At 61.6% G+C, this 22832-nt stretch carries 24 protein-coding genes; 7 read left to right on the top strand and 17 right to left on the bottom strand.

Features of this window, described 5'->3' with window-relative positions; genetic code table 11:
- Window positions 1–91: 91 nt before the first annotated feature.
- From glpR to QN085_RS20300, 3 genes are all read right to left on the bottom strand, one after another.
- A complete protein-coding gene (glpR, locus tag QN085_RS20310; RefSeq protein WP_013973965.1) occupies window positions 92–847 on the bottom strand; it encodes a DNA-binding transcriptional repressor GlpR in 756 nt (251 codons plus the stop codon).
- 276 nt (window positions 848–1123) lie between these two features.
- A complete protein-coding gene (gene glpK, locus QN085_RS20305) occupies window positions 1124–2623 on the bottom strand; it encodes a glycerol kinase GlpK (RefSeq protein WP_023661841.1) in 1500 nt (499 codons plus the stop codon).
- 51 nt (window positions 2624–2674) lie between these two features.
- Window positions 2675–3526 (bottom strand): MIP/aquaporin family protein, encoded by an 852-nt coding sequence (locus QN085_RS20300; protein WP_023661842.1) that lies wholly within the window; start codon window positions 3524–3526, stop codon window positions 2675–2677.
- A gap of 301 nt (window positions 3527–3827) precedes the next feature.
- Between QN085_RS20300 and ybaK the strand changes: the two genes are divergently transcribed.
- Window positions 3828–4298: a Cys-tRNA(Pro) deacylase gene (gene ybaK, locus QN085_RS20295; RefSeq protein WP_013973962.1), complete on the top strand. Its 471-nt coding sequence runs from the start codon at window positions 3828–3830 to the stop codon at window positions 4296–4298.
- A gap of 38 nt (window positions 4299–4336) precedes the next feature.
- Here ybaK and QN085_RS20290 read toward each other — a convergent pair whose 3' ends face one another.
- A complete protein-coding gene (locus tag QN085_RS20290; protein WP_023661843.1) occupies window positions 4337–5446 on the bottom strand; it encodes an ABC transporter ATP-binding protein in 1110 nt (369 codons plus the stop codon).
- Window positions 5443–6363, bottom strand: coding sequence for an ornithine carbamoyltransferase (argF, locus tag QN085_RS20285; protein ID WP_013973960.1), 921 nt, complete (start codon window positions 6361–6363; stop codon window positions 5443–5445). The genes QN085_RS20290 and argF overlap by 4 nt, the downstream gene beginning before the upstream one ends.
- Before the next feature lie 397 nt (window positions 6364–6760).
- Here argF and QN085_RS20280 point away from each other — a divergent pair, with 397 nt between their 5' ends.
- Window positions 6761–8869 carry a molybdopterin oxidoreductase family protein gene (locus QN085_RS20280; RefSeq protein ID WP_024087666.1) on the top strand — a complete coding sequence of 703 codons (2109 nt, stop codon included), beginning with the start codon at window positions 6761–6763 and terminating at the stop codon, window positions 8867–8869.
- 91 nt (window positions 8870–8960) lie between these two features.
- The gene (gene grxD, locus QN085_RS20275; RefSeq protein ID WP_003254949.1) at window positions 8961–9296 is read left to right on the top strand and encodes a Grx4 family monothiol glutaredoxin; all 336 of its coding nucleotides are present in this window, start codon (window positions 8961–8963) and stop codon (window positions 9294–9296) included.
- A gap of 57 nt (window positions 9297–9353) precedes the next feature.
- Here the strand turns inward: grxD and bfr are convergent, their stop codons facing one another.
- Together bfr and QN085_RS20265 are read right to left on the bottom strand one after the other, a co-directional pair.
- Complete coding sequence (bfr, locus tag QN085_RS20270) at window positions 9354–9827, bottom strand: bacterioferritin (RefSeq protein ID WP_003258014.1); 474 nt, start codon at window positions 9825–9827, stop codon at window positions 9354–9356.
- 201 nt (window positions 9828–10028) lie between these two features.
- Entirely contained in the window at window positions 10029–10247 is a 219-nt protein-coding gene (locus QN085_RS20265) for a bacterioferritin-associated ferredoxin (RefSeq protein WP_003254947.1), read from the bottom strand.
- 224 nt (window positions 10248–10471) lie between these two features.
- Between QN085_RS20265 and QN085_RS20260 the strand changes: the two genes are divergently transcribed.
- Window positions 10472–11074 (top strand): peroxiredoxin, encoded by a 603-nt coding sequence (locus QN085_RS20260; RefSeq protein WP_003254945.1) that lies wholly within the window; start codon window positions 10472–10474, stop codon window positions 11072–11074.
- A 159-nt stretch (window positions 11075–11233) separates the two neighbouring features.
- Here QN085_RS20260 and rnt read toward each other — a convergent pair whose 3' ends face one another.
- Entirely contained in the window at window positions 11234–11845 is a 612-nt protein-coding gene (rnt, locus tag QN085_RS20255) for a ribonuclease T (protein ID WP_230388460.1), read from the bottom strand.
- 59 nt (window positions 11846–11904) lie between these two features.
- Entirely contained in the window at window positions 11905–12951 is a 1047-nt protein-coding gene (gene pyrC, locus QN085_RS20250; RefSeq protein ID WP_015271562.1) for a dihydroorotase, read from the bottom strand.
- A gap of 130 nt (window positions 12952–13081) precedes the next feature.
- On the opposite strand from pyrC, the gene QN085_RS20245 reads away from it, so the two are divergent.
- Window positions 13082–13999 carry a flagellar protein MotY gene (locus QN085_RS20245; RefSeq protein WP_024087665.1) on the top strand — a complete coding sequence of 306 codons (918 nt, stop codon included), beginning with the start codon at window positions 13082–13084 and terminating at the stop codon, window positions 13997–13999.
- 156 nt (window positions 14000–14155) lie between these two features.
- Window positions 14156–15373: an argininosuccinate synthase gene (locus QN085_RS20240; protein ID WP_013973956.1), complete on the top strand. Its 1218-nt coding sequence runs from the start codon at window positions 14156–14158 to the stop codon at window positions 15371–15373.
- A 57-nt stretch (window positions 15374–15430) separates the two neighbouring features.
- Here the strand turns inward: QN085_RS20240 and QN085_RS20235 are convergent, their stop codons facing one another.
- The gene (locus QN085_RS20235) at window positions 15431–15913 is read right to left on the bottom strand and encodes a hypothetical protein (protein WP_013973955.1); all 483 of its coding nucleotides are present in this window, start codon (window positions 15911–15913) and stop codon (window positions 15431–15433) included.
- Window positions 15914–16278: 365 nt separating this feature from the next.
- Between QN085_RS20235 and QN085_RS20230 the strand changes: the two genes are divergently transcribed.
- Complete coding sequence (locus tag QN085_RS20230; protein ID WP_023660944.1) at window positions 16279–16899, top strand: response regulator transcription factor; 621 nt, start codon at window positions 16279–16281, stop codon at window positions 16897–16899.
- A 43-nt stretch (window positions 16900–16942) separates the two neighbouring features.
- On the opposite strand, the gene QN085_RS20225 is transcribed toward QN085_RS20230, so the two are convergent.
- The 7 genes from QN085_RS20225 to metG form a co-directional block, all read right to left on the bottom strand.
- The gene (locus tag QN085_RS20225; protein ID WP_003258006.1) at window positions 16943–17119 is read right to left on the bottom strand and encodes a PA3496 family putative envelope integrity protein; all 177 of its coding nucleotides are present in this window, start codon (window positions 17117–17119) and stop codon (window positions 16943–16945) included.
- A gap of 104 nt (window positions 17120–17223) precedes the next feature.
- Entirely contained in the window at window positions 17224–17862 is a 639-nt protein-coding gene (nth, locus tag QN085_RS20220) for an endonuclease III (protein WP_013973953.1), read from the bottom strand.
- A gap of 4 nt (window positions 17863–17866) precedes the next feature.
- Complete coding sequence (locus QN085_RS20215) at window positions 17867–18391, bottom strand: NADH:quinone oxidoreductase (protein ID WP_013973952.1); 525 nt, start codon at window positions 18389–18391, stop codon at window positions 17867–17869.
- Window positions 18384–18986: an RnfABCDGE type electron transport complex subunit G gene (locus QN085_RS20210; RefSeq protein WP_013973951.1), complete on the bottom strand. Its 603-nt coding sequence runs from the start codon at window positions 18984–18986 to the stop codon at window positions 18384–18386. Before QN085_RS20210 ends, QN085_RS20215 begins: the two co-directional genes overlap by 8 nt.
- Window positions 18983–19957: an RnfABCDGE type electron transport complex subunit D gene (locus QN085_RS20205; protein ID WP_023660942.1), complete on the bottom strand. Its 975-nt coding sequence runs from the start codon at window positions 19955–19957 to the stop codon at window positions 18983–18985. Before QN085_RS20205 ends, QN085_RS20210 begins: the two co-directional genes overlap by 4 nt.
- Window positions 19954–20502 carry an Rnf-Nqr domain containing protein gene (locus QN085_RS20200; protein ID WP_023660941.1) on the bottom strand — a complete coding sequence of 183 codons (549 nt, stop codon included), beginning with the start codon at window positions 20500–20502 and terminating at the stop codon, window positions 19954–19956. The genes QN085_RS20205 and QN085_RS20200 overlap by 4 nt, the downstream gene beginning before the upstream one ends.
- A gap of 165 nt (window positions 20503–20667) precedes the next feature.
- Window positions 20668–22707 carry a methionine--tRNA ligase gene (metG, locus tag QN085_RS20195; protein WP_015271555.1) on the bottom strand — a complete coding sequence of 680 codons (2040 nt, stop codon included), beginning with the start codon at window positions 22705–22707 and terminating at the stop codon, window positions 20668–20670.
- Between the last annotated feature and the right edge of the window lie 125 nt (window positions 22708–22832).

Here is a 22832-nt window from a genome sequence, read left to right as displayed (position 1 = left end):
GAAAGGTATCGCACCTGTGAGATCAAGCGCGGCGTGGGCGACGCTCGATCTCACAGGCGCGACAAACCTTGCGGCATGCGCCTGTCAGCCCTCAAACCACCTCAAGCCGGATCTTGTACTGGTTCAGCAGCTGGGTGAGGGCGGCGGTTGGCGCTTGGTCGGTCACCAGGCAGTCGACCAGGCTGATCGAGCCCATGCGCACCATGGCGTTGCGTCCGAACTTGCTGGAGTCGGCGGCAAGGATCACTTGCCGGGCATTGGCGATGATTGCCTGGGATACCCGCACTTCCTGGTAATCGAAATCGAGCAGGCTGCCATCTTCGTCGATGCCGCTGATGCCCACCAGGGCGAAGTCGACCTTGAACTGGTTGATGAAGTCGACACTGGCCTGGCCGACGACGCCGCCATCACGGCGCACCGTACCACCAGCCACCAGCACTTCGAAATCGTCCTTGGCGGCTAGGATCGCGGCCACGTGCAGGTTGTTGGTGATGACTTTCAGGTGGTTGTGGTTGAGCAGCGCCCGGGCGATGGATTCGGTGGTGGTGCCGATGTTGATGAACAGCGAGGCATGGTCGGGAATCTGCCGGGCCACGGCTTCGGCGATGCGTTGCTTTTCGTCGCGCATCTGATCGGCGCGCATGGCGTAGGCGGTGTTCTCGATGCTCGAGTCGTAGGCCGCGCCCCCGTGGTAGCGACGTAGCAGATTGAGCTCGGCCAGCTGGTTGATATCACGGCGGATGGTTTGCGGTGTGACGACGAACAGCTGCGCCATTTCTTCGATACTGACGTAACCGCGTTCGCGCACCAGTTCGAGGATTTGTTGTTGGCGAGGGGGCAGATTCATGGGCGGTCCTTTGGGGCTGCCGGACAAATGCTGCAATGATGCCGTAGGACGCGGACTACGACCAGTAGACTATCGGGGCGGCCGCGGGGACAAATGCCCTGCATCGATTCTGTGGCCTGCGCTGGCGCTTTTTTGTAGGAGCGGCCTTGTGTCGCGAAAGGGCCGCGAAGCGGCCCCAGCAACATTTGCAATGACACGAAAATCCTGGGGCCGCTTTGCGGCCCTTTCGCGACACAAGGCCGCTCCTACACGTGGTGTAGCGCCTGTCAGGTAGGATCAGGCCTCGTGATCTTCCCAGTGACGGGTACGATCGACTGCCTTCTTCCAGCCTGCGTACAGCTTCTCTTTCTGCGTTTCATCCAGCTGCGGGCTGAACTCGCGCTCGATGATCGCCTTGTCGCGCAGTTCGTCCAGGCCGCTCCAGAAGCCACAGGCCAGCCCTGCCAGGTAGGCCGCCCCCAGCGCCGTGGTTTCGCGCATCTTCGGCCGCTCTACGCAGGTGCCGAGGATGTCGGCCTGGAACTGCATGAGGAAGTTGTTGGCAACCGCACCGCCGTCCACGCGCAGCTCGGACAGGCGCTGGCCGCAATCCTGCTGCATGGCGTCGAGCACGTCGCGAGTCTGGTAGGCGATGGATTCCAGCGCGGCGCGGATGATGTGGTCCACCTTCACGCCACGGGTCAGGCCGAACAGTGCGCCACGGGCATACGGGTCCCAGTACGGGGCACCCAGGCCGGTGAAGGCAGGCACCAGGTATACGCCGTTGCTGTCCTTGACCTTGCTGGCGAAGTATTCGGTATCCAGTGCGTCGTTGACGATCTTCAGTTCGTCACGCAGCCACTGCACGGTGGAACCACCATTGAACACTGCGCCCTCCAGCGCATAGGCCACTTCACCACGCGGGCCGCAGGCGATGGTGGTTAGCAGGCCATGGGACGACTTCACCGCCTGGTCACCGGTGTTCATCAGCAGGAAGCAGCCGGTGCCATAGGTGTTCTTGGCCTGGCCCGGTTCAACGCACATCTGGCCGAACAGTGCCGATTGCTGATCACCGGCGATACCGGCAATGGCGATACCGCTCTTGGTATGGCCGTAGACCTCGGAGGAAGGGCGTACCTCGGGCAGCATCTGCCGTGGGATGCCGAGGATTTCCAGGAGCTTGTCGTCCCACTGCAGGCTGTGGATGTTGAACATCAGCGTGCGCGAGGCGTTGGTGTAATCAGTGACATGCACCTTGCCGCCGGAGAACTTCCAGATCAGCCAGGTATCGATGGTGCCGAACAGCAGCTCGCCGCGCTCGGCGCGTTCGCGGGCACCCTCGACATTGTCGAGGATCCACTTCAGCTTGGTGCCGGAGAAGTATGGGTCGGTGACCAGGCCGGTGGTTTCGCGAATGTAGTCTTCATGGCCGTCGCGCTTGAGCTGGGCGCAGATCTCGGTGCTGCGGCGGCACTGCCAGACGATGGCGTTGTACACCGGGCGGCCGGTTTCCTTGTCCCACACCACGGTGGTTTCACGTTGGTTGGTGATACCCAGTGCGGCGACCTGGGCGTGGCTGATGCCCGCCTGGGCCAAGGCTTCGACCATGGTCGCGCTCTGCGTGGCAAAGATTTCCATCGGGTCGTGCTCGACCCAGCCCGCCTGCGGGTAGTGCTGGGCGAACTCGCGCTGGGAGGTCCCCACCACATTGGCGTCGCGGTCGAAAATAATGGCCCGCGAACTGGTGGTGCCCTGGTCCAGGGCGATGATGTAGTTCTTATCCTGGGTGTCTGTCATGGTCGTAGGCCTTGCGAAAATAGGGGGTCAGGGCTGGGCGTGATGCCGGCGTCAGTTGACTTGAGTATCGCCCTGGCGATTGTCATTTGTCTCAGGGTTCACGGTGGCTGCCATTGGCAGGTTGCGTGCGATCAGGCCGCGATAGGTCGCGGCACCCAGGCAGGCGCCAAGGATCGGTGCGAACACCGGAACCAGGAAATAAGGCATGTCCCGACCGCCAGTGAAGGCGATTTCGCCCCAACCGGCCAGGAAGGTCATGAGTTTTGGCCCGAAATCGCGGGCCGGGTTCATGGCAAAGCCGGTCAACGGGCCCATGGCGCTGCCGATAACCGCGATCAGCAGGCCGATCAGCAGCGGGGCCATGGCACCGCGCGGCAGGCCGTTGTTGTCGTCGGTCAGGGCCATGATCACGGCCATCAGGATGGCGGTGATGATCACCTCGACCAGAAACGCCTGGCCGGTGGACAGCGATGGGTGCGGATAGGTGGAGAAGACCGAGGCCAGTTCCAGGCTGGCTTCGCTACCGCGCAACATGGCGTGGGCCTGTTCGAAATCGAAGAACAGGTTGCTGTACAGGGTGTAGACCAACGCTGCGCCACAGAACGCGCCGCATACCTGGGCCAGCATGTAGAAGGGCAGCTTGCGCTTGTCGAAGCCGGCGAACAGGGTGAGGGCGATGCTCACCGCGGGGTTCAGGTGCGCGCCGGAAATACCGGCGGTGAGGTAGATCGCCATGCTGACGCCCACGCCCCAGATGATACTGATTTCCCAAAGGCCGAAGCTTGCGCCCGCGACCTTGAGCGCGGCGACGCAGCCGGTACCGAAAAAGATGAGCAGTGCAGTGCCCAGGAACTCGGCCAGGCATTGGCTGGAAAGCGTGGGTTGGCGTAGAGCAGTCGTCATGTATGACCTCGTTTTTTTTGTTGTGAGGCGCGTGGCGCTCGACAGCAAAGCCCGGAGTCTATCCCCGTTGGCCCGGGCAGATGTTGGAAATGCACCTTAAAAGTGCACCATTTATTCAGAAACGAAAAAATATAGACAAGAAACGCTGATGTCAAAGGTCGAAAGTGAACGGTCGGTCACGATCTGGATGCTGATTTCAGATGCGGATCCGCGTACTAGAGCCGCGCAATTGCGGTGCGCTGGCTGCGGTGTGGGAATTGTCCTAAAGTAGCCGCCGAGCTGTCCCGACCGGAGCCCCCGCATGACCCCCGCCCTAGACCTGTTGAAGAAACACCGTGCCGAGCATCGTGTGCACAGTTACGAACATGACCCCAAATCGGCGTCATATGGCCTGGAAGCGGCGGAGAAACTCGGTCTCGACCCGCAGCAGGTATTCAAGACCTTGCTGGCGAGCAGCGAGAAAGGTGAGTTGCTGGTAGCAGTGGTGCCTGTGGTGGGTACGCTCGACCTCAAAGCCCTGGCCCAGGCTGCCGGAGTGAAAAAGTGCGAGATGGCCGACCCAGCGTCGGCGCAGCGAGCCACGGGGTACCTGGTGGGCGGGATCAGCCCGCTGGGGCAGAAGAAGCGCCTGCGCACCTTCATCGATGACTCGGCGCAGAACTTTGCAACCATCCATGTCAGCGCCGGGCGGCGTGGGCTGGAGGTGGAGTTGGCGGCGGTGGTGCTGGCTGAGCACACCCAGGGCAAGTTCGCCGGGATCGGTAGAGGCTGAGAATCTTGGGGGCCGCAGAGCGGCCCCAATATTTCGAATCAGGTCGCCGAGCTGTACCGGCGAACGCCGTTGTCCTGCCGCGGCAACTGCGCCGCCACGCTGCCCGGCACCGGGAACAGCACCAGGTGATCGGCCTTGACCGCAATCCCCACATCCTCACCGACCTGACGGTCGTCATGGCTAGGGAAGATCGCCTCGAGCTGGCTGCCGGTCGGCAATTGCAGGCGGTACAGGGTCGATGCCCCGAGGAAGCTCTTGCCGACGATGTTCGCCTGCAGCGCACTGCCCGGTGCGTGGACGATATCGTCAGGGCGCAGTAGCACATCCACCGAGCTGCCCGGCGCCATGATGTAGGCACGGTTGCCGCGTAATTCACCCAGCTCGGTATTGACCGCCTCGTGGCTGATCATCTGCCCACGGATGAAATACCCCTGGCCAATGAAGCTGGCCACGAACGGCGTCTGCGGCTCGTGGTAAAGGTTGTAGGGCGTGTCCCACTGCTCCAGGCGGCCTTCCTTGAACACGCCAACCTGGTCGCTGACGGCAAAGGCTTCTTCCTGGTCATGGGTCACCAGAATGGCACTGGTGCCGCGGCTCTTGAGAATGTCGCGAACCTCATGGCTCAGGCGTCGGCGCAGCTCTACGTCGAGGTTGGAAAATGGCTCGTCGAGCAGCAGCAGTTGCGGCTCCGGTGCCAGTGCTCGGGCCAGGGCGACCCGTTGCTGCTGGCCGCCGGACAGTTCATGCGGGTAGCGCCCGCCCAGACCGCCCAGCTTGACCAGCTCGAGCATCTCTTCGATGACCTCGGCCTGGCGGGGGTGCTTGGCGATGCCGAAGGCAACGTTCTGCGCCACGGTCAGGTGCGGGAACAGCGCGTAATCCTGGAACACCATGCCGATGCGGCGTTTTTCCGGGGCCAGTGTGAAACCGGCCCGGGAAATGACTTCGCCAGCCAACTGGATCTCGCCATCGTGCACGGGTTCGAAACCGGCGATGGCGCGCAGGGTGGTGGTCTTGCCGCAACCGGATGAACCCAGCAGGCAACCGATGTCGCCTGCGTTCAGGTGCAGATTGAGGTTCTGAACGATGCGCTGGTCGCCATAGCCGCAGGCGAGGTTGCGCAGGTTGAGCAGTAGGGGTTGACTCATGCGTGGTGGTAAGCCGGTTCTACAAGGAATTCGAGAAGGGCCTTCTGTGCATGCAGGCGGTTTTCAGCCTGGTCCCAGGCGACCGAACGTGGGTCGTCGAGCAGGTCATGGCTGATTTCCTCACCACGGTGGGCTGGCAGGCAGTGCATGAACAGGGCGTCGGGTGCCGCCAGGTCGAGCAGTTCGCGGGTGACCTGGTAAGGCGCGAAATGCGCCAGGCGCCGTGCAGTTTCCTCCTCCTGGCCCATGGAAGTCCAGACATCCGTGGTTACCAGATGGGCGCCGCGCACGGCTTCCTTCGGGTCACGCACGATCTGCACGTGGTCGCCACCAATGGCCATGAAGCGTGGGTCCGGCTCGTAGCCTTCCGGGCAGGCAATGCGCAGCTGGAAGTCGAACTGCCTGGCTGCCTCGATGTACGAGTTGCACATGTTGAAGCCATCGCCGATCCAGGCGACGGTCTTGCCCTGGATCGAGCCGCGATGTTCGAGGAAGGTCTGCATGTCGGCCAGCAGCTGGCACGGGTGGGACTCGTCGGACAGCGCGTTGATCACCGGCACACGCGAGTTGGCGGCGAATTCGGTCAGGGTGCTGTGGGCGTGGGTACGGATCATCACCACGTCGAGCATGCTCGACAGCACGATGGCGCTATCGCCGATCGGCTCGCCACGGCCCAGCTGGGTATCGCGCGGGGACAGGAAGATGGCCTGGCCGCCGAGCTGGATCATGCCGGCCTCGAACGACACGCGGGTACGGGTCGAGGATTTTTCGAAGATCATGCCCAGTACGCGGTTCTTCAGGGGCTCGAACAGCACGCCTCGCTTGCGCAGGTCCTTCAGCTCGATGCCGCGGCGGATCACACCGAGCAATTCGTCGGTGGTGAAGTCCAGCAGGGAGAGAAAGTGCCTAGCGCTCATGATTGACTACCTTATCTGCAACGGTATGCAGGTCGACCGTATGGTTTTTTTTGACAACGGGAGTGACCTGCGGCGTAAGCCGCACGGGGGCGGACGAAATAGGGAAAGGCGCAATACTATAAGTAAATGTCGCCTGAAGCCAAGAGGGGAAACAGCTGCCCAGTACCAAAGGGTGTTGCAAAGGGTGTCTTTTCCCGACGGGCAGTGCTGTTTTTTATTTGCTACAGAGGGTTGTACACGGCTTGCCGGCAATTTGGCAAATGGCTGTCGCAAATCGTGTGCCTGATGTCGGTGGATTCACGCCGCGAAGGGCGCTGGCCGGTGGCGGGGGCTGGGCGCATAGTCGATGTTCGACAACCCTCTACACATCCTCCACAACAACAAGGCAGAGGCGGCCATGACCAAGACCCTGCATCACCGTGCCTGTCACCTGTGCGAAGCGATCTGTGGGCTGAACATTGAAGTCAGCCATGACGACGACGGGCAGGCTCAGATCAGTTCGATCAAGGGTGACCCCCAGGACCCATTCAGCCGCGGCCATGTCTGCCCCAAGGCCGTGGCCCTGCAGGACATTCAGAACGACCCCGACCGCCTGCGCCAACCGCACAAGCGGGTGGGCGAGCACTGGGAGGCCATCGGCTGGGACGAGGCCTTTGCCCTGGCCGCCGACAGGCTGTGGGCGATCCAGCAGGTCCATGGGCGCAATGCCGTGGCGGTGTACCAAGGCAACCCGAGCGTGCACAACTACGGCCTGATGACCCACAGCAACTACTTCCTGGGCCTGCTGAAAACCCGCAACCGCTTCTCTGCCACCTCGGTGGACCAGTTGCCGCAGCACCTGGTCAGCCACCTGATGTACGGCCATGGCCTGCTGCTGCCGATCCCGGACATCGACCAGACCGGTTTCATGCTGATCCTCGGCGGCAACCCGCTGGCCTCCAACGGCAGCATCATGACCGTGCCGGACGTGGAAAAACGCCTGAAAGCCCTGCAGGCCCGGGGTGGGCGCCTGGTGGTGGTGGACCCGCGGCGCAGCGAAACGGCGGCGATGGCCGACAGTCACCTGTTCATTCGCCCTGGAGGGGATGCGGCCTTGTTGTGTGGCTTGCTCAATACCCTGTTCGCTGAAGGCCTGGCGCGCGGCTCACACTTGCCGGTCGTCGGCCTGCAGCAGGTGCGCGAAGCGATCGCGCCGTTCAGCGCGGAGGCCATGAGCGCGCACTGTGGCATTGCCGCGACAGACATTCGCCAGCTGGCAAGGGACTTTGCCGCGGCCGACAGGGCGGTGTGCTACGGCCGCATGGGGGTTTCGACCCAAGCCTACGGCACCCTTTGCCACTGGCTGGTGCAACTGATCAACCTGGTGACCGGCAACCTTGACCGTGAAGGCGGCGCGTTGTGCACCGAGCCTGCCGTCGACCTGGTGGCGACCACCTCGGGTGGCCATTTCAACGCCTGGCAGAGCCGGGTGTCGGGCTTGCCCGAGTACGGCGGCGAACTGCCCGTGGCGGCCTTGGCCGAGGAAATGCTGACGCCCGGCGAAGGGCAGGTGCGTGCGCTGGTGACGGTGGCTGGCAACCCCGTGCTCTCAACGCCCAATGGCCGCCAGCTGGATGTGGCGCTGGACGGGCTGGAGTTCATGCTCAGCATTGACCTGTACATCAACGAAACCACCCGCCATGCCGACCTGATCCTGCCCTCTACCTCGGCGCTGGAAAACGACCATTACGACAGCACATTCAACTTGCTGGCCGTGCGCAACGTGACCCGCTTCAACCGGGCGATCCTGGCCAAGCCCGAAGGGGCATTGCATGACTGGGAAATTTTTGTCGGACTGGCACAAGCGTTCGCCAAACGCGCCGAGCTGGAATTGAAGCCGACCTTGGCACCGGCGCAGATGATCGACCTGGCCCTGCGCAAGGGGCGTTATGGTGACGCGACACCCTGGCAGCTGTCGCTGGCAGCGCTGGACGAGCACCCGCATGGCCTCGACCTGGGGCCATTGCGCGCCAACCTCGCTGCGCGCCTGACGACTGCCAGCAAGGCCGTTGAAGCGGCGCCCCAGGTGCTGCTGGATGACTTGGGGCGACTGGCGCAACAGGCCCCTCCGGCGCCGGGCGAACTGCTGCTGATCGGCCGTCGCCATGTTCGCAGCAACAATTCATGGATGCACAACTTTCATCGACTGGTGAAAGGCAAACCGCGCCATCAGTTGTTGATGCATCCGCAGGACCTGCAGCATCGTCAGTTGCAGGACGGCCAGCGAGTTCGTATCCGCTCGCGTACCGGGGATCTTGAAGTCGAGGTTCAGGCCTGCGAGGACATGATGCCTGGTGTAGTCAGCCTGCCCCATGGCTTCGGTCACTCTCGTCAAGGCGTGCACATGAAGATCGCCAAGGCGCAACCTGGGGTGAGTGCCAACGACCTCACCGATGAGCGTCTGCGTGACCAGGTTTCCGGCAACGCCGCCCTCAATGGCGTACCCGTGCAGGTAGAGGCCGCGTAAGGAATGGTAAGGCCGAGCATGCTGCTCGGCTTTCCGTTACAATGCGTCACCGTGCCGACGACCGCGTCGGAAAGTTCAGCCGAGGTGCTACATGGATATCATCGAAACGATCAAAGAGCAGATTGCCAACAACACCATTCTGCTTTACATGAAAGGCTCGCCGAATGCCCCGCAGTGTGGCTTCTCTGCGCGTGCATCGCAGGCCGTGATGGGTTGTGGCGAGAAGTTCGCCTACGTCGACATCCTGCAGAACCCGGAAATCCGTGCGAACCTGCCAAAATACGCCAACTGGCCGACCTTCCCGCAGCTGTGGGTAGCCGGTGAACTGGTCGGCGGCAGCGACATCATGCTGGAAATGTTCGAGAAGGGTGAGCTGCAGACCCTGATCAAGGAAGCGGCTGCCAAGGCCAAGGCTTCCGAGGCCTGATTTTCCGGCAAGCATGAAAAAACCCGCTGATCGCGGGTTTTTTCATGGAGCGAATATTTATTCTTCGCCCATCTGCGACTGCAGGTAGTTCTCGATACCAATCTTGTCGATCAGCCCCAGCTGGGTTTCCAGCCAGTCGATGTGTTCTTCCTCGGACTCGAGGATATCTTCGAGCATGTCACGCGAGCCAAAGTCGCCAGCGGTTTCGCAATGGGCGATGGCCGCTTTCAGGTCGACCAGGCCTTTCTGTTCGATCTTCAGGTCGCATTCGAGCATCTCTTTGGTGTGCTCGCCAATCAGCAGCTTGCCCAGGTCCTGGACGTTGGGGATGCCTTCGAGGAAGAGAATACGCTTGATCAGTTTGTCAGCGTGCTTCATCTCGTCGATGGATTCCTTGTACTCGTGCTTGCCGAGTTTGTTCAGGCCCCAATCTTCGTACATGCGTGCGTGCAGGAAGTACTGGTTGATCGCGACCAGCTCGTTTCCGAGGATCTTGTTGAGATGCTGGATGACGCTTACGTCGCCTTTCATGTCGGGTTCCTGCCCTGTAGAAGTGTGCCAATACAGTGAAGTTTGAGCCCGATACTTAGGTGTGTCAAACCTAAGTTCTTGAATAATAAGTGAAAATTAATGGAAATAAGAATGTTTGTGAACCGCGTTGGAGCGCTAACTTATTGAATTGCGAGCATAAAAAAACCGGACGCAAGGTCCGGTTCTTCGAATTCTTCGTTTTCAGGCTGCGGTAAATTCCACGGGGTAGGGCAGGGCTGCCTGGCTGACCTGGAGTTCGGTCAGGGTCTCGCGGACCACCTGCTTGGCCACGCAGGCACATTTGCCGCACTGGCTGGCGACGTTGGTGGCGGCTCGCACTTCCTTGTAGCTGCAGCATCCTTCATAGATCGCATCGCGGATCTGTCCGTCGGTAACGCCGACACAAAGACACACATACATAAAGGCTGACCATCGTTGGTGGGCTCGATGGAGTGGAGCTTAATGTTAATGAGAATGCTTGTCAAAGGAGTTTCTGAAAGGGCCGTGCTTGAGCGACCGGCGGTTGCTTCGTCGTTGGAGTCGGCCTGTCACCAGAAGCCGTGTATGATGGACGGCCTTTGTTGGATGTCGGGCAAGCCCGTCTGGCCCGGCAAACGGTTTTTCACCCTCATCAGGAGATTACAATGAGCGTACTCGTTGGTAAGAAAGCCCCCGATTTCACCGTTCCGGCCGTGCTGGGCAACGGCGAGATCGTCGACAGCTTCAACCTGGCTTCGGCCATCAAGGGCAAGTACGGCCTGGTGTTCTTCTACCCGCTGGACTTCACCTTCGTCTGCCCGTCCGAGCTGATCGCCCTGGACAACCGCATCCCTGACTTCCAGGCGCGCAACGTGGAAGTGATTGGCGTGTCGATCGACTCGCACTTCACCCACAACGCCTGGCGTAACACCCCGGTCAACAACGGCGGTATCGGCCAGGTCAAGTACACCCTGGCTGCCGACATGACCCACGAAATCTGCAAAGCCTACGACGTCGAGTCCGAAGGCGGCGTAGCCTTCCGTGGCGCCTTCCTGATCGACACCAACGGTGTTGTTCGTTCGCAGATCGTCAACGACCTGCCACTGGGCCGCAACATGGACGAGCTGCTGCGCCTGGTCGACGCCCTGCAGTTCCACGAAGAGCACGGCGAAGTCTGCCCTGCCAACTGGAAAAAAGGCGACAAAGGCATGAACGCTTCGCCGGAAGGCGTTGCTGCCTACCTGAGCGAGAACGCTGGCAAGCTGTAATTGCCGCGTGCATGAAAAAACCGGCCCTTGTGGCCGGTTTTTTTGTGCCGTCCTGTGCCGGCCTCTTCGCAGGCTTGCCCGCTCCCACATGAGTCGCACAATGGCTGAGGCCACTGCAGTACCTGTGGGAGCGGGCATGCCCGCGAACGCTTTTGCAGATCAATCGTTGAAATCGCGCCAGCCGCCCATCTCTTTCCAGCGGTTGACGATGCCGCAGAACAGCTCGGCCGTCTTCTCGGTGTCATAGCGCGCCGAGTGCGCCTCACGCCCGTCGAAGTCGATGTCGGCGCTCTGGCAGGCCCGCGCCAGTACGGTCTGGCCATAAGCCAGGCCCGCCAGGGTAGCGGTGTCGAAGCTGGAGAACGGGTGGAACGGGTTGCGCTTCAGGTCATTGCGCGTCACCGCCGCATTGAGGAAGCCCAGGTCAAAGCTGCTGTTGTGGCCGACCAGGATCGCCCGCTTGCAACCATTGGCCTTGAGCGCCTTGCGTACGCCACGGAATATGTCGGTCAGCGCACTTTCTTCGCTGACTGCCATACGCAGCGGGTGGTCCAGCTTGATCCCGGTGAATTCCAGCGCGGCCGCCTCGATGTTGGCGCCCTCGAATGGCTCCACGCGGTGGAAGTAGGTGTGCTCGGGGAACAGGAAGCCCTTTTCGTCCATGCCGATGGTGACTGCGGCAATTTCAAGCAGGGCATCGGTAGCGCTGTTGAAGCCGCCGGTTTCAACGTCTACCACTACCGGCAGATAGCCGCGGAAACGCTCGGCCATCGGGTGGCGCGAACCGCTGCTGCCTTGGGTGTCGAGGTCGTCTTCGTAGAGGTCTTCGCTCACGCGTTTTCCTCCAGCAGGCGCCAGCGCAGTTTTTCGCCGGCGCGCAGCGGGACCACGGTCTGCTCGCCAAACGGCAGGCTATCCGGGGCGGTCCATTCTTCGCGGACCAGGGTAATGGTGTCGGTGTTTGCCGGCAGGCCGTAGAACGCCGGGCCGTGCAGGCTGGCAAAGCCTTCCAGCTTGTCCAGCGCGTTACGCTGCTCGAACGCTTCGGCGTACATCTCGATGGCTGCGTAGGCGGTGTAGCAACCGGCGCAACCGCAGGCGGCTTCCTTGGCGTGTCGGGCGTGTGGGGCCGAGTCGGTACCCAGGAAGAACTTCGGGTTGCCGCTGGTGGCCGCATCCAGCAACGCCACCTGATGGGTGTTGCGCTTGAGGATCGGCAGGCAGTAGAAGTGCGGGCGAATGCCGCCAACCAGCATGTGGTTGCGGTTGTACAGCAGGTGCTGCGCGGTGATGGTCGCGCCGACGTTGGCCGGGGCCTCGGTGACGAACTGCGCGGCATCGCTGGTGGTGATGTGCTCGAACACCACCTTCAGTGTCGGGAAGCGCTCGACCACACGGCGCATATGCTCGTCGATGAAGCGCTTCTCGCGGTCGAACACGTCGATCTCGCTACGGGTCACTTCGCCATGCACCAGTAGCGGCATGCCAACTTCCGCCAGCGCCTCGATGGCCGGGAAGATGTTGTCGATGCTGGTCACGCCCGAGTCGGAATTGGTGGTGGCGCCAGCAGGGTACAGCTTGGCGGCATACACGAAACCGCTGGCCTTGGCCGCGCGGATGTCCTCGGGGCTGGTGCGGTCGGTGAGGTACAACACCATCAGCGGCTCGAAGCGGCTGCCAGCCGGGCGGGCGGCCAGGATGCGCTCACGGTAGGCGCCGGCCTCTACGGCATTGCGTACCGGCGGAACCAGGTTGGGCATGATGATGGCACGGGCGAAAGTACGCGCCACATCGCCAACAGTGTGGGGCAGGACGGCACCATCGCGCAGATGGATGTGCCAGTCGTCGGGACGCAGGAGGGTCAGGCGATCGGACATTGGGGATTCCAGGCGGGTCGAACTCAAGCCCCAATGCTACCGGAAAACCCTGGGTGGAGCACGGCTATCAAGTTTTACGCCAGGCGTCCGATAGCCTGCAGGTAAGCCGTCAGAATTTGTGGAGCCGCCCGTGCGCCAGCGTTACCTAGCCCTGTTGACCCTGTTCGCCAGCCTGCCGGCCGGCGCGCTGACCTTCCAGACGCGCATGGAGAACATCGCCTGGAAGGTCGAGGGTGACCAGTTCGAATGCCGGCTGATCCAGCCGATCGACGGCTTCGGCAGTGGCGAGTTCGTGCGCCGCGCGGGCGAGCAGCCGGTGTTCCAGTTGCGCTCGGACAGCAACGTACTGGGGGCGGGCACGGCCACATTGCTGGCAGCTGCTGCGCCGTGGCAGCCTGGGCGCAGCGACATCAATCTGGGCAGCGTGCGCATGGCCCGTACCGGGGTGTTGTTCAGTTCGTCCCAGGGCCAGGCCAGTCGCCTGATCAACGGCCTGCTCGATGGGCGCAGCACGGTGGTACGCAATTATGCCGGTGAGGCGGGCAGGCCGATGGAAGTGCGTGTGCTGCCGGTCAGCTTCGCCAAGGCCTACAACGACTATCAGGCCTGTGCCGGCAAGCTGCTGCCGATGAATTACGATCAGGTGCGTCAGACCCAGGTGGGCTTCCCCGGGGGAGGCTTCGAGCTGGATGGCGCGGCCAAGGCACGGCTGGATGTGATCCTCGACTACATCAAGGCTGACCCGACCGTTAACCATGTAGAGCTCAACGGCCACTCCGACAACAGTGGCAATCGCCTGACCAATCGCGACATGTCGCGCCGCCGGGCACTGGCGGTAGCCGACTACCTCAAGGCCCATGGCGTTCCGGAAGAGCAGATTACCGTGCGTTTCCATGGCGAGCGTTACCCATTGGCGAAGAACACCAATGCTGCCAACCGGGCGCGTAATCGTCGGGTGAATATCGAACTGGATCGGGTTGCGGTCATCGAGAAGCCGGCTGAGAAGCCTGTCGAAAAGGCCCCTGAGCCAACACCTGCCAAGTCCTGAAGGCTGCTCCCACACGGCATTTCATAATTTCCGACGGTAAGTCGCCCTTCCGAAACTTCTTGTCGCTTTGTCGTCAGAAGCTGTCGCCCCACTGTAATTTTATCCGTAACGTCGTTAGAATCGATCCCTTTCCGTACAACCCCGTGGAGTGATGGCATGGCGGACGTAAAAAAGGTCGTACTGGCGTATTCCGGCGGCCTTGATACTTCGGTGATTCTCAAGTGGCTGCAGGATACCTACAACTGCGAAGTGGTGACCTTCACCGCTGACCTGGGGCAGGGCGAAGAGGTCGAGCCGGCTCGTGCCAAGGCCCAGGCAATGGGCGTTAAAGAGATCTACATCGACGACCTGCGCGAAGAATTCGTGCGTGATTTCGTGTTCCCGATGTTCCGCGCCAACACCGTCTACGAGGGCGAGTACCTGCTGGGTACTTCCATCGCCCGTCCGCTGATCGCCAAGCGCCTGATCGAAATTGCCAACGAAACCGGCGCCGACGCCATTTCCCATGGCGCCACCGGCAAAGGCAACGACCAGGTGCGTTTCGAGCTGGGTGCCTACGCGCTGAAGCCAGGCGTCAAGGTAATCGCCCCATGGCGTGAGTGGGACCTGCTGTCCCGCGAGAAGCTGATGGACTACGCCGAGAAGCACGGCATCCCGATCGAGCGCCACGGCAAGAAGAAGTCGCCGTACTCGATGGACGCCAACCTGCTGCACATCTCCTACGAAGGCGGTGTCCTGGAAGATACCTGGACCGAGCACGAAGAAGACATGTGGCGCTGGAGTGTCTCGCCTGAGAACGCCCCGGATCAGGCTACCTACATCGAGCTGACCTACCGCAACGGTGACATCGTTGCCATCGACGGTGTCGAGAAGACTCCGGCCACCGTCCTGGCCGACCTGAACCGTATCGGTGGTGCCAATGGCATCGGCCGTCTGGATATCGTCGAGAACCGTTACGTCGGCATGAAGTCGCGCGGTTGCTACGAGACCCCTGGTGGCACCATCATGCTCAAGGCCCACCGTGCCATCGAGTCGATCACCCTGGACCGCGAAGTCGCTCACCTGAAGGATGAGCTGATGCCGAAGTACGCCAGCCTGATCTACACCGGCTACTGGTGGAGCCCGGAGCGTCTGATGCTGCAACAGATGATCGACGCTTCGCAGGTCAACGTGAACGGCGTGGTACGCCTGAAGCTGTACAAGGGCAACGTCACCGTTGTCGGCCGCAAGTCGGACGACTCGCTGTTCGACGCCAACATCGCTACCTTCGAGGAAGATGGCGGCGCCTACAACCAGGCGGATGCAGCTGGCTTCATCAAGCTCAACGCCCTGCGTATGCGCATTGCTGCCAACAAGGGCCGCTCGCTGCTCTGATTACCGTCATGTGCAGCAAGAACCCCGGCTCAGGCCGGGGTTTTTTTTTCTGTGGAATCAGTGACCGTCGTTTGCCACCTGTTCATCAAGCGCGCTGATCGATAGTTGCGCGCACTGGCGTCTGTCCAGGTTGCAAAAGCGCCAGGTGCGAGATTGCTGAGGCGGTTGGGCGAGGGCGGACAGCAATTGCTGCTCCATCATGCGATAGGCATCGGGGCCGGAAAACATGAACGTGACAGGCTCGCCCTGCAGCGCTTCGCCGGTACTACCGGGAATTGCATGCTTGGCCACATCACTCGGTGTCGATGTGTTGTCGTTTGGCGTCCTGTTTGGCGACGGGTCGTAGAACGACTTGTAATTGAAGTTGAGCGTGAGGAAGAACAGTGCCGTCAGGAAGAATGGGAAGCCCACCAGGAACCAGGTATAGAGCTTTTGGCTGGATTCGCTGAGAAACGGCAATGTGGCAAGGGCGGAGGCTTCGATAATCCCTGCGAAGATGGCAATGATCGTCAGCGGGGCGACAGGCTGTACTTGGTGCATATGGGTCGTCTCCAGCGATTTTGCACATCTTTACCTTACGGCGATGCTCAACTAAAGACTGGATTGTTTCCCGGGTGAGAATAATCGCTTGAAATCCTGATGACGGTGTTTGTTCAGCGCATTTGAGCTGAATATTTCCTGAGGTGTCGGCCGGTTTCCAACTGGTGCACTTTTACCAGCCGGTGATACCGTTCATTTGGTAACAGGGAATTTGATTGTTACAAGTGCATCAGTTGAGTGTAGGAAATTTCTGTAAGTGTTGTAGGTTCTATCTGTTCATATATTTCGCCGGTAAATCACCGCGCCAGTAAGCGTTCTGTAGGTTATCTTGGCGGGCCAAAGCAAAAGCAATGAATGGATATCGCATGAATAAAGTGCTTATCGTGGATGATCATCCGGTCATACGCCTGGCCGTACGCATGCTGATGGAGCGGCATGGGTATGACGTCGTGGCGGAAACCGACAACGGGGTGGCTGCGCTGCAACTCACACGGCAACACCTGCCGGATATCGTGGTGCTCGATATCGGTATCCCCAAGCTGGATGGCTTGGAGGTGATCGGTCGCATGACAACTTTCAGCCCGGGCAGCAAGGTGCTGGTGCTGACATCGCAGGCCCCCGGCAACTTCTCGATGCGCTGCATGCAGGCGGGGGCGGCGGGGTATGTGTGCAAGCAGCAGGAACTCACCGAGCTGCTGAGCGCCATCAAGGCCGTACTGTCGGGCTACAGCTACTTCCCCAACCAGGCCTTGCATGTGTCACGTGGCAGGGGCGGAAGCGAGACGGATATGGTCAACCGCCTCTCGGCGCGCGAGATGACCGTGTTGCAACAGCTGGCGCGAGGGCGTTCCAACAAGGAGATTGCCGACAGCATGTTCCTCAGCAACAAGACGGTCAGTACCTACAAGTCGCGCCTGTTGCTCAAGCTCAATGCGCGCTCGCTGGTCGACCTGATCGAGCTGGCGCAGCGGCAAGGGTTGAACTGAACGCCAAGGCCGTAAAGCCTCCAGCCAGGAGGCTTTGCCAGGGTTACAGATCGTAGTCGAAGTCGGCCAACTGCTTCTGCAGGCGCCTTTCCTCCAGCATATTGTCGATGGTGCGGCGCTTGCTCAGGTTGGTCTTTGCGGTTTCCACCTGGGGTTCCGCTTCGTCATCTGCGGCAACAAAATCATCTTCGATCGACAGGTCGTCTTTATCGCTACTCATGAGTCGCTCCAAGCCAAGGGGCCATTGGCCGTCCTTATAACCAGAAAGCAGACGCTGGTAAAAAAGATTTTTTCAATCGCTGCAGGTAGTTTCCAGCTATCGACTCAATCGTCGGAGGTCTTGTGCTTGTACTCGCACAAGTCTTCAATCCGGCAACTGCCGCAGCGTGGCTTGCGTGCCTGGCACACATAGCGCCCGTGCAGGATCAGCCAGTGGTGGGCGTCGAGCAGGTAATCCTTTGGTACGAACTTGATCAGCTTTTTCTCCACTTCCAGCACCGTCTTGCCTGGCGCAATGCCCGTACGGTTGCTGACCCGGAAGATATGGGTATCCACCGCCATGGTCGGCTGGCGGAACGCTGTGTTGAGCACTACGTTGGCGGTCTTGCGGCCAACGCCGGGTAGCGCCTCCAGGGCTTCGCGAGTCTGCGGGACCTGGCTGTCATGGCGTTCGATCAGCAGCCGGCAGGCTTCGATAACGTTCTTCGCCTTGCTGTTGTACAAGCCAATGGTCTTGATGTACTCACTCAGGCCTTCGACGCCCAGCGCATAGATGGCCTCGGGGGTGTTGGCGACCGGGAACAGGCGTGCGGTGGCCTTGTTGACGCCGACATCGGTGGATTGCGCAGACAGTGTCACGGCGACCAGCAACTCGAACGGGGTGGTGTACGCCAGTTCGGTCTTCGGGTCGGGGTTGTCTTCGTGCAGCCTGCGAAAGATCTCCAGGCGTTTGGCGGCATTCATGAAATCAGAGCTTTCCTTGATGACGTGATTGGGCAGGGCCCGGACGCAGGCGATTGTACAAGGCCAACAGCAGTCCGAGCAGTAGCAAGGCGCCCGGGGCCAGGCTGGCCAGGTGCAGGCCGATACCGTCGGCCAGCCATTGGCGGCTGGCACCAAGCAGCAGGCATGTGGCAAGCAGCGCGCAAAGGTGGCCGGCGAGCAGGCGCCAGCGCCCTTGATCGGGTAGCAGGTAGTCAATGGCCAGGCATTGCAGGCACAGCAGTGCGGGATAGTGGCCGAGGGAGAGTGCCAGTGGCAGCAGCCAGGCACGCAGTGCCAGTTGCAAGCAACTGGCCAGGGCCGCCAGAACCAGCAGGCTGGCCAGTACATAGGTCCAGGTGACAGACCGTCGGCGCAGGGGGGGCATTAATAGCTGGTGAAGGCTGCTCAGCAGCACTGCGCACACGCCTATGGTGGCGCCTTCGCTCAGTGTTCGGGTGGCGCCCAGCAGAGGCACCAGGCTTGCTCCGAGCAGGTAGAGCCTATTCATGCGTGGCGCCCTCCAGCAATACCCTGCGCTGCTCATCGAAGTAGCTCAGCGCTTCCTGTAGCGCGACGATCACTGCACGTGAGGTCACGGTTGCGCCGGCCAACTGGTCAAAGTCGCCCTGGTCGCGCTTCAGCGCCCAGTGGTCGCCCAGCTGACGATTGGCAAATTGCCCCAGCCAGTTCAGCTGCGCATCACCCAGGCGTGCACCCAGCCCAGGGCTTTCCTGTTGCTCGACCACCTGGCTGCCGATCAGTCGGCCGTCCGCTGCGATGGCCACGCTCAGCACGATAGGCCCGGCATAGCCCTGGGCCTTTGTGACCAGTATGACGGCGGCCGGTTTACCCGCCAGCGTTGCCCGGTAAGCTGCCAGGATGCGGCTGTTTGGCCGCTGTGCGGCGGGCCTAGGCAACGGGCTGTCCAAAGGTTGGTTGTCGTAACTGCCTTCTGGCAACACCGCCAGCCGCTGGCGGCTATTCAGTTGCTTCTCGGCGTCGGCGATGGCTGCGCTGGTCCAGTGCTGCCAGGCCAAAGTGGTCGACAGCGCCAGTGCTCCGGTCAGGAGCAACAAACCCACATCACGTACCAGGCGCTTCATCGGGCAACCTGCTGGCGCTGCAGAGCCAGGCGTTCGAGGCTCGGCGCCATGAGGTTCATGAGCAGGACGGCGAACGCTGTACCGTCCGGGTAGCTACCCCAGGTGCGGATCAGATAGATCAGCAGGCCCGCCCCTAGGCCGAAACCCAGCTTCGCCCACTCCTGCCGGGGCCCGGACACCGGTTCGGTGGCAATGAAGAACGCCGCCATCATTGTCGAGCCGGAGAACAGGTGCACCAGGGGAGAGCCGTTGGAGTCCGAGCCCGAGCCATTCCAGCCCAGCAGGCTGAACAGGAACAACCCAGCCAGCAGACCGGCCGGCGCATGCCAACTGATAACCTTGCGTTGCAGCAGGAACAGGCCGCCCAGCAGGAACGCCAGGTTGACCCATTCGCTGCCCCGTCCACCGATGCTGCCGAAGCCCGGGTGACCGGCGAACAGTTCATCGATGGTCAGGCTGTGGTTGTGGCGAAGGCCGTCGAGCAGCGTCGGCCTGGCCCAGGCATCGATCTGCTCGCCGCCGGCGAACACCAGCTGTAGGCTGTCGAGCAGGCCTGGTGCCGGCCCCGGCCAATGGTTCATCTGCAACGGGAAGCTCAGCAGCACGAAGGCGTAGCCGACCATGGCCGGGTTGAACAGGTTGCGCCCAACCCCGCCAAAGGCCTGCTTGCCGATGCCGATGGCAACGCTGGTAGCGACCACCGGCAACCACCAGGGTGCCAAGGTGGGCAGGGCGGCGGCGAGCAGCACGGCGGTCACCAGCGCGCTGCCGTCGTTCAGCGCCGTGCGCAGCGGTTGTGCTCGCAAGGTAAGCAACAGCGCCTCGCACAGCAGCGCGGTGCTGGCGCACAGCAACAGGTTCAGTAGCAAACTCCAGCCATGCATCCAGAACAGCGCCAGCAGGCCAGGTACGCAGGCCAGCAACACCAGGCCCATGCTGGTGCGTAGCCGCGGGTCGGGCTTGGCGGTCATTGGGCGAACAGCCCGTTGAAGCCGGAAAACGCCATGGCCATTACTCCGGCCCCAAGCAGTTCGATGGGCAGGCCGCGCATTGCCCCGGGGACGTCGGCATGAGCGCTGCGCTGGCGCAGGTCGGCGAACAGCACCAACGCCAGCCAGAAGCCGCCGCCGGCCAGCAGGCCTTGCAGCAAGGTAGCGAGCCATGTGCTTTCGTCGCTTGCCTGTTGCAGGGTCAAGCCCAGTACTACCGCGTTGCTCAACAGCAGCGCGGGCAGTTGCGTCACCGGCCAGCTCGGGCGCCATCTTGTCAGTAGCCATGGTACGCCCCAGGCAAGCACGGCCAGCCAGGGCAACAACAGGAACAGGGCAAGGTCCTGGGCTTGCAGTGGGGCAAGCACCCCGCGCACCAGTAGTTGTGCGCCGATCACGCCCAAGGCAATGCACAGTGCGCAGGCGAGGCCGTGCACGTGGAGGTGCAGCCTTGGGAATGGCTGTTTTTGCAGGCACAGGTGATTGACCAGCGCAGCGCTGATCAGTACCAGGATGTAGTCGCTCATGAGATGACGATAGCCGGGAATCGGGGCGATTGTCCGGGTTTGGCATCGAGGTGCCGGAGTCATTGTGAGAGCGGGCGTGCCCGCGAACACCGGCAACGCCGGTGCCATGCACCGCGTAGTCAGTTTCGCGGGCACGCCCGCTCCCACAAGGTCCAGCAGGTTTTGTTACTTGATGCGCTGGCCTGGCTTGGCACCGCTGTCCGGGCTCAGCAGGTAGATCTCTTCACCGCCAGGCCCGGCCGCCATGACCATCCCTTCGGACACCCCAAAGCGCATCTTCCGTGGCTTGAGGTTGGCCACCATCATGGTCAGCCGGCCTTCCAGCTGGGACGGGTCGGGGTACGCCGACTTGATGCCGGAAAACACGTTGCGGCGCTCGTCACCGATGTCCAGGGTCAGTTGCAGCAGCTTGTCCGCGCCCGGTACGGCTTCGGCCTTGACGATCAGTGCCACGCGCAGATCGACGGCAGCGAAGGTGTCGAACTCGATTTCCGCCGACAGCGGGTCCTTGGCCAGCTCGCCATTGCCGGCCGGGGCCTTGGCTTCGGCGGCCAGCAGGTCTTCCTTGCTGGCGGCGACCATGGCTTCGACCTTGGCCGGTTCGATGCGGCTCATCAGCGCCTTGAACGGGTTCAATTGGTGGTTTTCCAGGCGCGACAGGTGGTCGTTCCAGGTCAGTGGAGCCACGTTGAGGAAGGCCTCGGCGTCGGCAGCCAGTACCGGCAGCACCGGCTTGAGGAAGATCACCAGCTGACGGAAAAGGTTGATGCCTTGGGCGCAGATGGCCTGAACTTCATCCTGCTTGCCTTCCTGTTTGGCCAGCGACCATGGGGCCTTGTCAGCGATCCAGGCGTTGGCGCGATCGGCCAGCGCCATGATTTCGCGCATGGCACGGCCGAAGTCGCGGCCTTCATAGGCGTCGGCGATCGACGGGGCGGCCGCCAGGAAGGCTTCGGTCAGCTCCGGTGCAGCATCGCCAGCTACCATCACGCCTTCATTGCCCTTGTGGATGAAACCGGCGCAGCGGCTGGCGATGTTGACCACCTTGCCGACCAGGTCGGAGTTGACCTTCTGCACGAAGTCTTCCAGGTTCAGGTCCAGGTCATCAACACCGCGGCCGAGCTTGGCAGCGTAGTAGTAACGCAGGTATTCCGGCTGCAGGTGGTCGAGGTAGGTGCGGGCCTTGATGAAGGTACCGCGCGACTTGGACATCTTGGCGCCGTTCACGGTCAGGTAGCCGTGCACGTTGACCGCGCTCGGCTTGCGGAAGCCCGCGCCTTCGAGCATGGCCGGCCAGAACAGGGCGTGGAAGTTGACGATGTCCTTGCCGATGAAGTGGTACAGCTCGGCCTTGGAGCCTTCGTTCCAGAACGCGTCGAAGTCCAGCTCCGGGCGGCGTGCACAAAGGTTCTTGAAGCTGGCCATGTAGCCGATCGGTGCATCCAGCCACACGTAGAAGTACTTGCCTGGCTCGCCCGGGATCTCGAAGCCGAAGTACGGTGCGTCGCGGGAGATGTCCCATTCCTGCAGGCCCGAGTCCAGCCATTCGGCCAGCTTGTTGGCTACCGCGTCCTGCAGCGTGCCGCTACGGGTCCACTGCTGCAGCATGGCCTGGAAGTCCGGCAGCTTGAAGAAGAAGTGCTGGGAATCACGCAATACCGGGGTGGCACCAGAGATGGCCGACTTGGGGTTCTTCAGCTCGGTGGGTGCGTAGGTGGCGCCGCATTTTTCGCAGTTGTCGCCGTACTGGTCTTCGGCCGCGCATTTGGGGCAGGTGCCCTTGATGAAGCGGTCGGCGAGGAACATGCCCTTTTCCGGGTCGAAATACTGGGTTACCGAACGGGTGGCGATGTGCCCGGCGTCTCGCAGGCGCGCGTAGATCAGGCCCGACAGCTCGCGGTTTTCTTCGCTGTGGGTGGAGTGGAAGTTGTCGAAGTCCACCAGGAAGTCGGCGAAGTCGCTGCTGTGTTCGGCCTGGACGTTGGCGATCAGCTGTTCCGGGGTGATGCCTTCTTTCTCGGCGCGCAGCATGATGGCCGAACCGTGGGCGTCGTCGGCGCAAACGTAGATGCACTGGTTGCCGCGCAGCTTCTGGAAGCGGACCCACATGTCTGTCTGGATGTACTCGAGCATATGGCCAAGGTGGATCGATCCGTTGGCATAGGGCAAGGCGCTGGTGACGAGAATCTGACGTGGCTCGGACATGGTGGCTCGGCTACTTATCTGGCGACGGGGTAAAAATGAGGTTGATCGGCCACTATAAAGGGCTGGCGAAGATATTTCACCCCGCATGCGCATCTGCTGACGATTGACGGGTTAGGATAGGCGTC

It is taken from the genome of Pseudomonas sp. M2(2023) (genome assembly GCF_030263955.1).
In the GTDB taxonomy this organism is placed as follows: Bacteria; Pseudomonadota; Gammaproteobacteria; order Pseudomonadales; family Pseudomonadaceae; genus Aquipseudomonas; species Aquipseudomonas asiatica.
The sequence above is the reverse complement of the archived record's forward strand: the minus strand, read 5'-3'. Positions and strand labels throughout refer to the sequence as shown.